This is a genomic window from Microbacterium sp. Se63.02b (assembly GCF_014171575.1).
In the GTDB taxonomy this organism is placed as follows: Bacteria; Actinomycetota; Actinomycetes; order Actinomycetales; family Microbacteriaceae; genus Microbacterium.
In genome coordinates this window covers 863,454-875,955 of the sequence record NZ_CP050453.1, presented here as the reverse complement: position 1 = coordinate 875,955, position 12,502 = coordinate 863,454, and the positions used below count along the sequence as shown (strand labels likewise).

Here is a 12,502-nt window from a genome sequence, read left to right as displayed (position 1 = left end):
CGAGGACGCGGACCCGAGCGAGGTGCCCGACACCGCAGACCTCGAAGAGCCGAGCACCGAGAAGGCCCCGGCGAAGAACCCAAGGCCCCGAAGCGCGACGAACCGGAGCCCGACCATGAGGCCGTCGGCATCGGCGTGATCGACACGGAGGAGCCTCAGGCCGACTGAGATCACTCCCACCCGCCCCACCACCTGCCTGAGGGGTCAAGACACGCCCGAGCGTGCCGTGGGCGAGCGGCGTGTCTCGACCCCTCGGCAGATCACTCGACGAGCTTGCCCGCGGTGTCGACCTCGCGCATGAGCTCGGCGATCTCGGGCGAGACCGGCGGGATCTCCTCGCGGGTCACGCCGGCGGTCGGCGACCACACCAGGTTCACCTGCAGCGTCGGGTCGGTGTCGGGGAAGTCGCTGCGGTTGTGGCATCCGCGGGTCTCCCGACGTTCCAGCGCCGCCTCGAGCGTGGCCCGCGCCGCGAGCGCCGAGGCCTTGAGGTCGAAGGCGTGAGCGAGGTCCTGGAACCCGGCGATGTCGGGGTGGATGCCGACGTCCTCCATGCGCCCCTCGATCATGTCGAGGTCGGCGAGTCCGGCGCGCAGTCCCTCCTCCGAGCGCACCACACCCGCGTACTCGGTCATGAGGTTGCGGATCGCGCGCTGGAGGGCGCGCACGTTCTCACGCCCCTCCGCCGCGAGCAGATCGTCGATCTCGGCCCGAGCTTGAGCCACGGCCGTCGCGGAACGTCGCTGCGCGTCCAGCCCTGCCGCGTGCTCCATGGCCGCCTGCCCCACGATGCGGCCGTACACCAGGAGCTCGATCAGGGAGTTGCCGCCGAGCCGGTTCGCTCCGTGCAGTCCGCTCGAGGCCTCGCCGATCGCGTAGAGGCCTTCGACGTCGGTCCGGTGATCCTCTGGACGCACCCAGACCCCACCCATCGAGTAGTGCGCGGTCGGGGCGATCTCGATCGGGTCGCTCGTGATGTCGAGCATCTGCAACTCCATCATCGTCTGGTACACGCGGGGCAGACGGCTCATGATCGTCTCGCGCGGCAGGTGCGACACGTCGAGCCAGACGCCGCCGTTCTCGGTGCCGCGTCCCTCCTGGATCTCGGTGTACGCGGCGAGCGCGACGCGGTCGCGGGTCGACAGCTCCATCCGTTCCGGGTCGTACTTCGCCATGAAGCGCTCACCGAGAGCATTGCGCAGGATGCCGCCCTCGCCGCGCGCCGCCTCGGAGATCAGCGTGCCGGCCGCGCTCTCCGGCTCGATGATCCCCGACGGGTGGAACTGCACGAGTTCCGGGTCGCGCAGACGTGCGCCCGCATCGACCGCGAGCCGGAAGGAGTCGCCGGTGTTCTCGTCGCGGCGCGACGAGGTGCGCCGCCAGATGCGGTTGTGTCCACCCGCCGCGAGGATCACGGCATCGGCGTGGATGAGGTAGCGGGTGCCGTCGGCCTGGTCGAAGCCGTAGGCGCCGAACACCACGTTGTCGCGCACGAGCAGGCGCGTGATGTAGACGTGGTCGAGGATCGGGACCTCGAGCTGCTCGGCCTTGCGCACGAGGGTGCGCTGGATCTCGAGGCCGGTGTAGTCACCCGCGAAGGCGGTGCGACGGAAGGTGTGCGCACCGAAGAACCGCTGCGAGATGCGACCGTCGTCTTCCCGCGCGAAGTCCATGCCCCAGCGCTCCAGATCGCGGATGCCGCGCTCGGCGCCCTGCGTGACGATCTCGACCGTGTGCGGGTTGGCGAGCAGGTAGCTCTCCTTGATGGTGTCGGCGGCGTGCTGCTGCCAGCTGTCCTCGGCGTCCATGGTGCCGAGCGCCGCATTGATGCCACCGGCCGCGAGGGACGTGTGCGCATCCTGCCGCGGACGTTTGCCGACCGCGAGCACGTCGACACCGTGCTCGGCGATCTCGATCGCCGCTCGCAGCCCGGAGCCGCCGGTGCCGATGACGAGGACGGTGGTGGATATCTGACGTTCGGGGGTAGCCATGCGTTCCACGCTAATTAGGGCATCCTAATAACTCCAATGCATAGTCCGACTGGAAACCATGCGGCTAGGCTATGGACATGAACCTCGAGCAACTCCGCGGGTTCGTCGAAGTCGCCCGCCTCGGGCACTTCACCCGCGCATCCGAGCACCTGCACCTCGCCCAGCCGTCGCTGAGCCGCCAGATCTCGACGCTGGAGCGTGAACTCGGCGCGGAGCTGTTCCACCGCGCGCGCGGCCACATCGCGCTCACCGCCGCAGGCGAGACCCTCCTCCGCGCGCGCGCAGCGCATGCTCGCCGAAGCCGACGCCATCCGCGACGAGATGGGCGAACTCGCCGGTCTCCGCCGGGGTCGCGTGCGCCTCGGTGCGCCGCCGACCCTGTGCACGAGCCTCGTCGCAGAAGCCATCAGCGCGTTCCACTCCGCCCACCCGGACGTCGACCTGCACCTCACGGAGAGCGGGTCACGTCGACTCGTCGAAGAACTCGCGGTGGGGGCGGTCGACATCGCGCTCGTCACCCAGTCCGACGGTCCCACTCCTGTCGGCGTGAGCCTGACGCACATGCCGCTGCTCTCGGAGGAACTCGTCGTCGTCTCGTCGGCGGCCGCCGCACCGGTCACCCACGGTCCGTCGATCAGCCTCGCCCACCTCGCGACGCTTCCGCTGATCGCCTTCGACGAGAGCTACGAGCTGCGCGCCACGATGGATGCCGCGTTCCGCAGCGCCGACCTCACCCCGAGGCTCGCGCTCGAGGGGGCCGAGATGGACGCGGTGCTCCGCTTCGTGGAACGCGGCGTCGGCGTCGCCGTCGTGCCGGCCATGGTGCTCTTCGACCGCCCCCTGCTGAGGTCGGCGCGACTCGCGCACCCGGCGATGTCGCGCACGATCAGCCTGGCGCACCGCTCCGACGTCACTCCGGCCGTCGCGGTGGCCGCGATGCGCAGCGTCATCGTCTCGACGGCGGCGGATGTGGCCGAGCGCGACCCCGCCATCACGAGTCTGCTCTGAGCCGAACGGAGAAAGCAGAAACCCCCGCCGCTGATGCGACGGGGGTTCCTGTACTGTCTCAACACAGTGTGCGCCCGAAGGGACTCGAACCCCTAACCTTCTGATCCGTAGTCAGATGCTCTATCCATTGAGCTACGGGCGCCCAGCCCGCTCAGCGGGCCGTGGAACAGCCTACAACAGTCCCGACGCGAAAGCGAAACGGCGCCTCAGTCGCTCGACGCCGCGGCTTTCTGCTGCTTCTTCCGCCGCTTCGCCTTCGCTCTCTGCTCCGAGGAGAGCGCCTGCAGGTCGACGAGGCGCAGCGCCTGCATGCGGGCCTCGCGCATACGGCCGTAGTCGGGGTCCTGGTCGGGACGCATGCCTTCCACGCGCAGCCGACGGTCGAGGTTGTGCCGCACGTCCGCCCACGCCGCGTCACGCGCCTCCTCGACGATCTCGGCGAGCCGATCGCGGTCTTCCATCATCTCCCGCAACCGGACGGCGACCCCGGTGGACTGCTTCGCCCGTCGGCGGAGGTTTCGCACATCGCGATCGCGATAGTCATGCGTGCCCACCGGATCGGAGTGCCGACCCCTCGCGCGCTTGCGCAGTGCAGTGACCGTCGCTGCGGCCTCCTCGGACTCCTCGGCCATCGCCCGGAGCGCCTCCCGCGCGTCGTCGATGTACCTGTCCATGTCGAAGACGCCGTCTTCGGCGATCGTGCCGATGAGGATGTGGTTCTTCACGGCGAGGCGCGCGGCAGCGGTCGCGATCGCGACGCCTTCGGCGATGGCATCCGCTGTCCGTCCCACCGGTACCTCCTCTCTTCGAGCGTACCGGTATCACTGGTGCCCGGTGTCGGCCAGAATGGTTCCGGATCAGCATGCCCCGCACATCCGACATCCGCCCGGTACACCGCCGAATCGGGCACGCGGCAGGAGTCACATGAAACGTCTGGACCTCACCGGCAGCACCACCGTGATCACCGGCGCCGCGAACGGGATGGGGGCCCACATCGCCCGGTTGCTGGCCGCACGGGGAACCCACCTCGCCCTGCTCGATCATGACCGAGCCGCGCTCGACACCGTCGCCGCGGAACTCGACGGGACACGGCTCACGACCCATGTCGTCGACCTCCGTGACGACGACGCCGTGTTCGCGGCAGCCGACGCGGTCGCAGCGTCGCATCCGAGGATCAACGCCCTGATCACCTGCGCCGGATCGTCGATGCTGGGCAGCCTCGATCAGCTCACGATGGAGGAGATGCGCTGGCTCACCGATGTGAACCTGTGGGGCACGGTGTCGATCACCAAGGCGATGCTTCCGGCCCTGCGCGCCGCTCCGGCCGCACACATCACGCACTTCGCGAGCGTCTACGCACTCGCCGCCCCCGCAGGCCGCATCCCCTACGCGATGAGCAAGTTCGCCGTGCGTGGATTCTCCGAGGCCCTGCGGCACGAGCTCGAGGGCACCACGGTCAGTGTCGGCGCGGTCTACCCTGCGGGCGTGCGCACCGGGATCATCCTGCACGGCCGTTACGCCGCGGCGCTCGACCCGGCCATCGCCGCGCGCGCAGCCGAGGCGCAGGCCGCGATGTACCACACGGACCCCGCGGACGCGGCGGCGCTCATCATCCGCGCGCGACCGAGCGACGCGCCGCGCGCACGATGGTGGGCCGTGAGGCACGCCTCATCGACACCCTCGTCCGCCTCGCACCGAGTGCCTACTGGCGCGTCATGCGTCGGCCGTTGAGGGCCGCGATCGACACGACCACACCGGTGGCCTGACCCGAGGCTCCGCGCCCGTCAGCGCACCGCGCCGACCCAGATGCCGGAAGCCCAGGCCTGCTGTTCTCCGTTGCAGCCGACCGAGCCGGGAAGCCCCTGACCACGGCCATGCAGTTCGCGAGGAACTCCGGATCGGCGCCGAACAGCGACCCGTAGGCGCCCGACGACGTGAGGGCGCCCCAGACGCGGAACTGATAGATGTGCGCGAGCTCGTGCGCCATCGCCCAGTTGAGTCGGCCCGAGCTCCAGTTCACGATGTCGGCGCGGTACTTGATGTATCCGTTGCTGTTGGCGCATGCCGGGGCGTTTCCTCCCGCGCAGGATGCCGACTCGTACAGCCCGACGCCGCCCCCTCCGACCAGGTCGAGCGCCGCCCGCACCCGCGCATACCCGCCGGGCCCGCTCGACGACCACGCAGGTCCGCCAGGACCCGAACTCTGGGCGGCCTGCACGGAAGCGACCTCGGACCCGACCTTCTCGGTCAGCGCGTGCACGGTCGCGGTGGCTGCCTTCACCGTGGCGGGGTCGGCCTTCTCATCCAGCACGGTCTGCTGGGCAGAGAGAGCCGCCGCACGGTGCGCAGCCGTGTCGACCATGCCTTTCGCGCGTTCGAGGGCCGCGGCCAATGCGGTGATCTCGGCGACGAAGGCCGGCCGGAGGGCGAGCACGGATGCGCGGTCCGCGACGTCGGCCTCGGCGCGCTCGACCGATCCTTCGAGGTAGTCGGTGCGCTGTCCCGCCTCGTGGTACTGCAGCGTCAGGAGATCGAGCTCCGCCACCGCCGACGCCCGCTGCTGCTCGAGGCTCTCGGCCCTGGCGAGCATCCCGGCGGAGAGCATGACGGCTGCCGCGCACGGTCACGGCCAGGATGCGGCGGCTCACTGCAGGAAGCCCGTCGTGTCGGAGATCTCGGCGTCCTGCTCGGCGAGCTGTGAGCGGAGGGCGGTGAGCTTCTCCGCGAGTTCGAGGTTCTCCCCGCGTGACTCTTCGAGCGCGTGCTCGACGCGCACGATCTCCGCCTTGACGGCGGCGACGGCCGCGGTGCGTTCCTGATCGGCGATCGCGACGAGCGCGACTCCGCCCAGAAGTAGCAGGCACCCGACCGCGACAGCAAGATTCCGCATCTCGCTCCCCAGGACAGCGCGACAGTTCGGACCGACTCCGATCGCCCCAATATACAGCCGGAGCGGTTCCCGTTGTGGTCACCGACGGGTCGGGCCCGTTCGCGCCGTCAGACCAGCAGGTCGCTGCCGTCGGCGAGACGGCGCTCCGCCGCCGACTGACCGCTCGCCAGGTGCGCCGGGATGATCCGGCGCAACGCCTCGGCGTCTCTGGCGGCCAGGGCTTCGAGGATGATGCGGTGCTCCTCGGCCATCAGGAGAAGATCGTCGTGCTGTCCCGAAGAGCCACCGCAACCGCGTGAGGAAGACGGCGATCAACTCCCCCAGCATCTCGTTGCCCGCGATCTCGACGGCGATCTCGTGGAACTCCGCCGCAGCGATCCTCGCGGCCTCGGAGTCGCCGGTGCGCGCGGCGGCGAGTTCACGCTCATAGGCGTCCTGGATCCGGGCGAGGCCCGCCTCGTCGTGCCGTTCGGCAGCGAAGACGAAGATCAACGTCTCGATGGCCTCGCGCACCTCGGCGAAGTCCTGGATGTCACGATGGGTGAACTCGCGGACGACGGCCCAGGTACGAGGTCGAGCCACGACGACGCCCTCGGCCACGAGTGTGCGGATCGCTTCGCGCACCGGGAGTCGGGACACGTTCAACTCCGCCGCGATGTCTCGCTCGACCAGTCGCGACCCGGGTACGCGGCGCCCGAGGACGATGTCGTCTCTCAGGATCCGCGTGACCCGGACAGATTCGAGTTCGCCGTTCGTCCCCATAGCCCCCGCCATCTGGGCATTCTTGCATTCCGGGCCGCGTTCCTCAACTTTTGGTATCCCAACCGGTGCCGGTGTGCACACCCGAGGCGCGACGAGGAGCCGGCGTCGGCCCCTCGCCGCGACCGCGGATCAGGAAGACGGTTCGCGCGCTCGACGTTGGCGGTCAGCTCCTCGGCGTTCTGACGCACGACATATGCCGGACGATCGCGCTCGACCCGCCACGACTCGCTCAACGATCCGACGTTGACGGTGTCGAAGCCGGCCTCGTCGTAGAAGCGCGTCACGAAGGCGACGGCATCGGCATCATCTCCCGCCGTGGCGAGTGCGCGCCGGTTCGGAGTGCCGGCCGGCGACCCGTCTGTCGTGATCTCCGACGCGAAGATGTGGTTGAATGCCTTGGCGATCTTCGAGTCGGGGAGAGCGCGCTGCACGAGCTCCGACGTCGTGGTCTCGCCTTTGTCGAGGGCCTCGATGCGCCCGTCGCGCTCGAAGTAGTAGTTGTTGGTGTCCAGGACGATCTTGCCGGCGAGCTGCTCCGCGGGGAGCTTGTCGATCGCATGCAGCGGGACCGTGACCACCGCCACATCCGCGGCCGCCGCCGCTTCCTCCGCCGTGGCCGCCTTCGCGTGCGGTCCGAGTTCCGCGACGAGGTCGGCGAGCGTCTCCGGACCCCGCGAGTTCGCGATCACGACGTCGTAGCCGTTCGCCACCGCCACCCGGGCGACCTGGCTGCCGATGTGTCCTGCACCGATGATTCCGAGAGTTGTCATGCTCGTGGCAACGCCCGAGGGCAGCGACTATTCCCCGAGTCACCGCGTGTCGCGCCCTGGCGGGTCGCCCTCAGCTGCGGCTCAGCGCATCCTCTGCGGCGACCCAGGCGAGCATGGCGCACTTGACGCGGGCCACGTACTTCGACACTCCGCCGAGCGCGGCCGCGTCGCCCAGCAGCTCCTCGTCGGGCTCGATCTTCCCGCGCGACCGCATCGCCTCGCGGAAGGCCGCGATGCGGACCTCGAGCTGTTCGACGCTGAGCCCCTCGGCGAGTTCTGCCAGCAGCGACGCCGAGGCCTGGGAGATCGCACACCCGTGTCCCTCCCAGGCGATGGCCTCGACGCCGCCATCATCGCCCCGGTGCACCTGCAGCGTGATCTCGTCGCCGCACGTGGGGTTCAGCTGATGCGACTGCGCCGCGATCTCCTCACGCAGGCCGTAGCCGTGCGGGGTGCGCGAATGGTCGAGGATCAGCTCCTGGTACAGGTTCTGCAGGTCGCTCATGCGCCCCTCCGGAAGAAGTCGATCGCTCCGGCGACGCCCTCGATCACGGCATCCACCTCGGCATCCGTCGTGTAGAGATACGTGCTCGCCCTGGTGGACGAGGTCACTCCGAGGCGTCGATGCAGCGGCTGGGCGCAGTGGTGCCCCACGCGCACCGCGATCCCGAGATCGTCGAGGTACTGACCGACGTCGTGCGAATGGATGCCGGCGACGTCGAAGCTCGCCAGGCCGACACGCGGCAGATCGATGCCGGCGCCGAGCACGCGGACGCCCTCGATCGCGCTGAGCCCGTCGACGAGTCGGCGACCGAAGGCGGCCTCGTGCGCGGCGATGCGCGGCATCCCCACCGTCGTCAGATAGTCGACGGCGGCGGCGAGCGCGATCGCCTGCGACACGCGCTGCGTGCCCGCCTCGAAGCGCTGCGGCGGCGGGAGGTACTCGGCCTCCGTCGTCGTGACCGTGGTGATCATCGAGCCGCCGGTGAGGAACGGGGGCATCGCTGCCAGCACCTCACGGCGCCCGTAGAGCGCGCCGATGCCGGTCGGACCGAGCATCTTGTGCCCGGACAGGACGGCGAGGTCGACGCCGAGCGCGCGGACATCGAGGGGCAGGTGCGGCGCCGACTGGCACGCGTCGAGCAGGGTGAGCGCGCCGACCTCGCGGGCGAGCGCCACGAGGTCGTCGACGGGGTTGATCACACCGAGCACGTTGGAGACATGGGTGAAGGCCACGAGCTTCGTGCGCGCTGTGATGAGCTCGGCGGCGATGTCGAGGCGGAGTGCTCCGTCGTCGTCGAGCGGGATCACCTTGAGCGTCGCCCCCGTGCGTGCGGCGAGCTCCTGCCACGGAATGAGGTTCGCGTGGTGCTCCATCTCGGTCGTGACGATCTCGTCGCCCTCGCGGAGCCGGAGACGCTCGGCAGCCGCGCCCCCACGCCCGAGCGACGCGTTCGACAGGGAGTAGGCGACGAGGTTGATCGCCTCGGTGGCATTCGAGGTCCAGACGATCTCGTCGTCGTCCGCCCCCACGAAACGCGCGACCGTGCTGCGAGCATCCTCGAAGAGCTCCGTCGCCTCCGCGGCGAGCGTGTGCGCGCCGCGATGCACCGCCGCGTTCAGTGTCGTCGCGAATGCGCGTTCCGCATCCAAGACGGCGAGCGGGCGCTGCGACGTCGCCCCGGAATCGAGGTACGCGAGCGGGTGCCCCTGGACCTCGGTACGGAGGATGGGGAAGTCGTCACGGATGCGCCGCACCTCGTCCTCACTCAGAGGGGCGATCACGTCGACACCGGATGAAGTGCTCATCGTTCCAGTTTCGCACCTGCGGAGGGGACCTGGGCCCGGGCGGTCGGCTCCCCCTATGCTCGACCCATGATCGCCCACGACACCCTGCTCGCCTTCGTGGTCGCGGCGTTCGTCATGGTGGTGATCCCTGGTCCGACCGTGCTGTTCACGATCGGCAGGGCCATGGCGCTCGGGCGCCTCGGCGGCTTCCTCAGCATCCTCGGCACGGCGATCGGATCGATCATCCTCGTCGTGGCGGTCGCGCTCGGCGTCGGCACGATCATCGCCCAGTCCCTCGTGCTGTTCACGATCGTCAAGGTGCTCGGGGCGGGGTATCTGATCTTCCTCGGCATCCAGGCGATCCGCCATCGGAACGACGCCGCGAAGGCGATGGTCGCGCAGACGCCGAGACGGTCGGGGTGGCGCCTGCTCACCGAAGGGCTCGTGGTCGGTGTCACGAACCCGAAGTCGATCGCGTTCTTCCTCGCGATCCTGCCCCAGTTCGTCGACATGCACGCGGGCTCCGTTCCTGCACAGCTCTTCGCACTGGGCGTCATCGTCGTCGCCATCGGGGTGACGTGCGACGCGGTGTGGGTGCTGCTCGCGAGCGCCGCCCGCGACTGGTTCGGCCGCTCTCCGCGCCGGATCGCGGCGATGGGCGCGACCGGAGGGGTACTCATGATCGCGCTCGGCGCGTTCCTGCTGGCGTGGAGCGAGAAGCCCGCGACCGCGTGAGAGCCCGACGCGCTCCCGTCACATGCGGGCGTAGCGGGCCCTCGCGATGCAGAAGACGCCGTAGATCGCGAAACCCGCGCCGACCGCTCCCAGCACGAGCCCGCCGAGCGGCAGGTCCAGCAGGCTGTGCAGGGCGGCATCCAGCCCCGCCCCCTTCTCGGGGTCCTGCGTCACGGCGGCCACCACGAACAACACCCCCGTCACCGCCACGGCGATGCCCTTCCCGAAGTACCCGATGACTCCCAGCGTCACGATGCCGCCGCGCGCGACTCCGGACGGCAGATCGAGGAGCTTCTCGAATCCCCGGGTGAACCCGCCGACCACGAACCCCACTCCGACGCCCACCACCGCGAGCCCGATCACGACGAGCAGAGCGACGCCTCCGGGAGCGGCGAGCACGACCGCACTCAGGGTCTTCGACGCCTCCTCCGAGTCGGCACGACCGCCCACCGCGTAGATGATCGCCATGCCCGCGACGACGAGGTAGGCGAGTGCGATGCCGAAGAGCTTGATCCGCTTCCCCCACTTCTTGGTCTCGGCGGGGTCGGCGGCGAGGAAGGCGCTCGCGATCTGCCACACGGCGAGCGCCAGCAGCCCGGCGCCGACCAGCAGGAGCAGGAGGCCGCCGATGGGATTCTGCCTGATCTGCTCCATCGCACCGTCCTGATCCGCGTCACCGGACGCACCGGCCGCGATCGAGATGGCGATCGATCCGATGATGACGTGGATGAGTCCGAGGACGACGAACCCGGCGCGGGCGATCCGACGGAAGGCCGAGGATCTCTTGGCGACCCGCGCCGCATGCTTCACCGTGCTCATCGACGAAGCGTATCCAGCGCAGCGCGCATCTGCGCAGGGGCTTGATTTTCGACCTTCATCCGGTCAGTCCCGCGGGCGCCACGGGCTGCCTCAGGATGGTGCGGAGTCTGGCAGGGTCGGCGCGGCGGAGGTCGCTCAGGTAGATCTCGTGGTGCCGCCCCCGCATCTGCAGTCCGTTGTCGGGGATGAAGCGGTGGTGCAGCTCGTCGAGCACCGGTCCTTCATCGTCGAACGGCCCGACGTGCAGGGTCTGCACGCACCGGCCCTCGTCGAGCGATTCGAGCCGCACCGAGTCCAGAGCGGGCAGCGGCTCCTTCTTCTTCGCCGCCTTCTGCGCCACAGCGGCGACGGCGTCGTCGAACATCGACGGGGTGATGTGGTCGCCGACCATGATCATCATGGTCCACAGCCAGGCCGACTTGTCTCGGGCTGTGGTGAAGGACGCCATGTCGGGCGCGTGCCAGAGCCCCTCGAGGGGCATCACGACCGTATCGATGCCCAGCTCCTTCCGGCTCGCGAACTTGAGCGTGTAGGCGAGGGAGAACAGCGCGGACACCGCGTCGGAGTAGGCGGGAGCGGTGTTGGGGTCGCCGGCGCCATCGACCATCAGGTACTGCATCGGCGGCACCTCGACCACGCGGAACTCGCCGCGCTTCGCCCGGTACGCGTCGAGCGTCTTCTTCGGATCGGTCGCCACCATGGTCCTCCTCGGGTCGTGCGCCCAGTGTGGCACGCGGGTCAGACACCGGTCAGGGCGGGCCGCCCACCCTGACCGGTGCCCGACCTCACGCCTGCTCGACCGGCAACCAGAGCTCGCAGGAGGCGAAGTCGCCCGAGAACTCCAGATAGCGCACGATCGAGGGGCCGGGACGCAGCCGCCACGGGTTCGACGGGAACCACTCTGTCGCCGTGGCGGCCCAGAGATTCTGCAGCGTCTCGGGGAAGGGGCCGCGCGCGGCGAACACCGCCCAGGCGCCCTCCTCGAGCCGGAGCGCGTCGAGGTCGCCCGGGACCGCAGTCGACTCCTTCAGGGCGACGCCGTGCAGATAGGTGAGCGTGGACCCCTCCGGCGCGTCCGGCTCGATGTCGGCCGTGACGGCCAGGATTCCCGAGGGCTCGGCGTCGCCGAGCGCCTTGAGGCGTGCGTGCTCCTCGGGAGGGATCGCGGCGATGTGCGCCTGGATGTGCGGGTTGACCCCCTCGTGGATCAGGGGTACCTCCGCGGCATGGCCGACGAGGGCGAACGCGGGCTGGTGGGTGATGGTGACATCCATCGGGGTGCTCCCTTCGACGCTCAGGCGGAACCGGAGCGTGGGTTGTGTACGGAGAGGACCCCCTTCTCGGCGCGCATCGGCCGGTCCGATCCCGTGCACGGCGCGGAAAGCACGCCCGAACGCCTCGACCGAGCCGTACCCGTGGCGCACGGCCACATCGAGAAGGCTCGGTGCACCGGCCGCGAGTTCGGCGCCGGCGAGCGTCATCCGGCGACGACGCACGTACTCGGACAGCGGCATCCCCGCCAGTGCCGAGAACATCCGGCGCAGGTGGTACTCGGTGGTGCCGTGCTCCCGCGCGAACGCGGCGACGTCGATCTCATCGACGCCGACCGCCTCCACCAGGTCGACCAGGGCGTTGAGCGTACCGATCATGGGGTCCTCCTTTCCCCACCATCGTCGCCGCGCGTCGGCCGGGGCGACCCGACTTCTCGTGTCGGATGCGATCGGCTCGGCCCGTCGCCG

The 12,502-nt window shown here is 69.7% G+C and carries 11 protein-coding genes, 1 tRNA gene and 3 pseudogenes; 3 read left to right on the top strand and 12 right to left on the bottom strand.

What is annotated here, in order from left to right; genetic code table 11:
* Window positions 1-260 precede the first annotated feature (260 nt).
* Window positions 261-1,991, bottom strand: a complete 1,731-nt coding sequence (locus G4G29_RS04365; RefSeq protein WP_183151941.1) for an FAD-binding protein — start codon at window positions 1,989-1,991, stop codon at window positions 261-263.
* 77 nt (window positions 1,992-2,068) lie between these two features.
* On the opposite strand from G4G29_RS04365, the pseudogene G4G29_RS04360 reads away from it, so the two are divergent.
* Window positions 2,069-2,999: pseudogene (locus G4G29_RS04360) on the top strand (LysR family transcriptional regulator).
* Between the two features lie 69 nt (window positions 3,000-3,068).
* Here the strand turns inward: G4G29_RS04360 and G4G29_RS04355 are convergent.
* Window positions 3,069-3,141: transfer RNA gene (locus tag G4G29_RS04355), tRNA-Arg, on the bottom strand.
* Window positions 3,142-3,205: 64 nt separating this feature from the next.
* The gene (locus G4G29_RS04350) at window positions 3,206-3,790 is read right to left on the bottom strand and encodes an asparagine synthase (protein ID WP_183151940.1); all 585 of its coding nucleotides are present in this window, start codon (window positions 3,788-3,790) and stop codon (window positions 3,206-3,208) included.
* Window positions 3,791-3,923: 133 nt separating this feature from the next.
* On the opposite strand from G4G29_RS04350, the gene G4G29_RS04345 reads away from it, so the two are divergent.
* Complete coding sequence (locus tag G4G29_RS04345; RefSeq protein WP_244632386.1) at window positions 3,924-4,730, top strand: SDR family oxidoreductase; 807 nt, start codon at window positions 3,924-3,926, stop codon at window positions 4,728-4,730.
* Here the strand turns inward: G4G29_RS04345 and G4G29_RS04340 are convergent.
* From G4G29_RS04340 to G4G29_RS04315, 6 genes and pseudogenes are all read right to left on the bottom strand, one after another.
* Entirely contained in the window at window positions 4,702-5,604 is a 903-nt protein-coding gene (locus tag G4G29_RS04340) for a hypothetical protein (RefSeq protein WP_244632385.1), read from the bottom strand. The two genes, G4G29_RS04345 and G4G29_RS04340, sit on opposite strands and share 29 nt — an antisense overlap.
* Before the next feature lie 39 nt (window positions 5,605-5,643).
* Window positions 5,644-5,889 (bottom strand): hypothetical protein, encoded by a 246-nt coding sequence (locus tag G4G29_RS04335; RefSeq protein WP_183151939.1) that lies wholly within the window; start codon window positions 5,887-5,889, stop codon window positions 5,644-5,646.
* A 107-nt stretch (window positions 5,890-5,996) separates the two neighbouring features.
* Window positions 5,997-6,651, bottom strand: a pseudogene (locus G4G29_RS04330) (GntR family transcriptional regulator).
* A gap of 137 nt (window positions 6,652-6,788) precedes the next feature.
* Window positions 6,789-7,421 (bottom strand): annotated as a pseudogene (locus tag G4G29_RS04325) (NAD(P)-binding domain-containing protein); the annotation flags it as partial.
* Between the two features lie 70 nt (window positions 7,422-7,491).
* A complete protein-coding gene (gene sufU / locus G4G29_RS04320; protein WP_183151938.1) occupies window positions 7,492-7,926 on the bottom strand; it encodes a Fe-S cluster assembly sulfur transfer protein SufU in 435 nt (144 codons plus the stop codon).
* Window positions 7,923-9,230, bottom strand: a complete 1,308-nt coding sequence (locus G4G29_RS04315; protein WP_183151937.1) for a SufS family cysteine desulfurase — start codon at window positions 9,228-9,230, stop codon at window positions 7,923-7,925. Before G4G29_RS04315 ends, sufU begins: the two co-directional genes overlap by 4 nt.
* Before the next feature lie 66 nt (window positions 9,231-9,296).
* On the opposite strand from G4G29_RS04315, the gene G4G29_RS04310 reads away from it, so the two are divergent.
* A complete protein-coding gene (locus tag G4G29_RS04310) occupies window positions 9,297-9,944 on the top strand; it encodes a LysE family translocator (protein ID WP_183151936.1) in 648 nt (215 codons plus the stop codon).
* An 18-nt stretch (window positions 9,945-9,962) separates the two neighbouring features.
* Here G4G29_RS04310 and G4G29_RS04305 read toward each other — a convergent pair whose 3' ends face one another.
* From G4G29_RS04305 to G4G29_RS04295, 3 genes are all read right to left on the bottom strand, one after another.
* On the bottom strand, window positions 9,963-10,763 hold the full coding sequence (locus G4G29_RS04305; protein WP_183151935.1) for a DUF1206 domain-containing protein: 801 nt from the start codon (window positions 10,761-10,763) through the stop codon (window positions 9,963-9,965).
* Window positions 10,764-10,818: 55 nt separating this feature from the next.
* Window positions 10,819-11,463 carry a GyrI-like domain-containing protein gene (locus G4G29_RS04300; protein ID WP_183151934.1) on the bottom strand — a complete coding sequence of 215 codons (645 nt, stop codon included), beginning with the start codon at window positions 11,461-11,463 and terminating at the stop codon, window positions 10,819-10,821.
* 85 nt (window positions 11,464-11,548) lie between these two features.
* Window positions 11,549-12,412 (bottom strand): GyrI-like domain-containing protein, encoded by an 864-nt coding sequence (locus G4G29_RS04295; RefSeq protein ID WP_183151933.1) that lies wholly within the window; start codon window positions 12,410-12,412, stop codon window positions 11,549-11,551.
* Between the last annotated feature and the right edge of the window lie 90 nt (window positions 12,413-12,502).

What these genes read in the sequence shown, in the direction of transcription:
- G4G29_RS04365 (WP_183151941.1), bottom strand. Translation starts at nt 1,991, where the DNA reads ATGGCTACCCCCGAACGTCAGATATCCACCACCGTCCTCGTCATCGGC.
- G4G29_RS04345 (WP_244632386.1), top strand. Translation starts at nt 3,924, where the DNA reads ATGAAACGTCTGGACCTCACCGGCAGCACCACCGTGATCACCGGCGCC.
- G4G29_RS04340 (WP_244632385.1), bottom strand. Translation starts at nt 5,604, where the DNA reads ATGCTCTCCGCCGGGATGCTCGCCAGGGCCGAGAGCCTCGAGCAGCAG.
- G4G29_RS04335 (WP_183151939.1), bottom strand. Translation starts at nt 5,889, where the DNA reads ATGCGGAATCTTGCTGTCGCGGTCGGGTGCCTGCTACTTCTGGGCGGA.
- sufU (WP_183151938.1), bottom strand. Translation starts at nt 7,926, where the DNA reads ATGAGCGACCTGCAGAACCTGTACCAGGAGCTGATCCTCGACCATTCG.
- G4G29_RS04315 (WP_183151937.1), bottom strand. Translation starts at nt 9,230, where the DNA reads ATGAGCACTTCATCCGGTGTCGACGTGATCGCCCCTCTGAGTGAGGAC.
- G4G29_RS04310 (WP_183151936.1), top strand. Translation starts at nt 9,297, where the DNA reads ATGATCGCCCACGACACCCTGCTCGCCTTCGTGGTCGCGGCGTTCGTC.
- G4G29_RS04305 (WP_183151935.1), bottom strand. Translation starts at nt 10,763, where the DNA reads ATGAGCACGGTGAAGCATGCGGCGCGGGTCGCCAAGAGATCCTCGGCC.
- G4G29_RS04300 (WP_183151934.1), bottom strand. Translation starts at nt 11,463, where the DNA reads ATGGTGGCGACCGATCCGAAGAAGACGCTCGACGCGTACCGGGCGAAG.
- G4G29_RS04295 (WP_183151933.1), bottom strand. Translation starts at nt 12,412, where the DNA reads ATGATCGGTACGCTCAACGCCCTGGTCGACCTGGTGGAGGCGGTCGGC.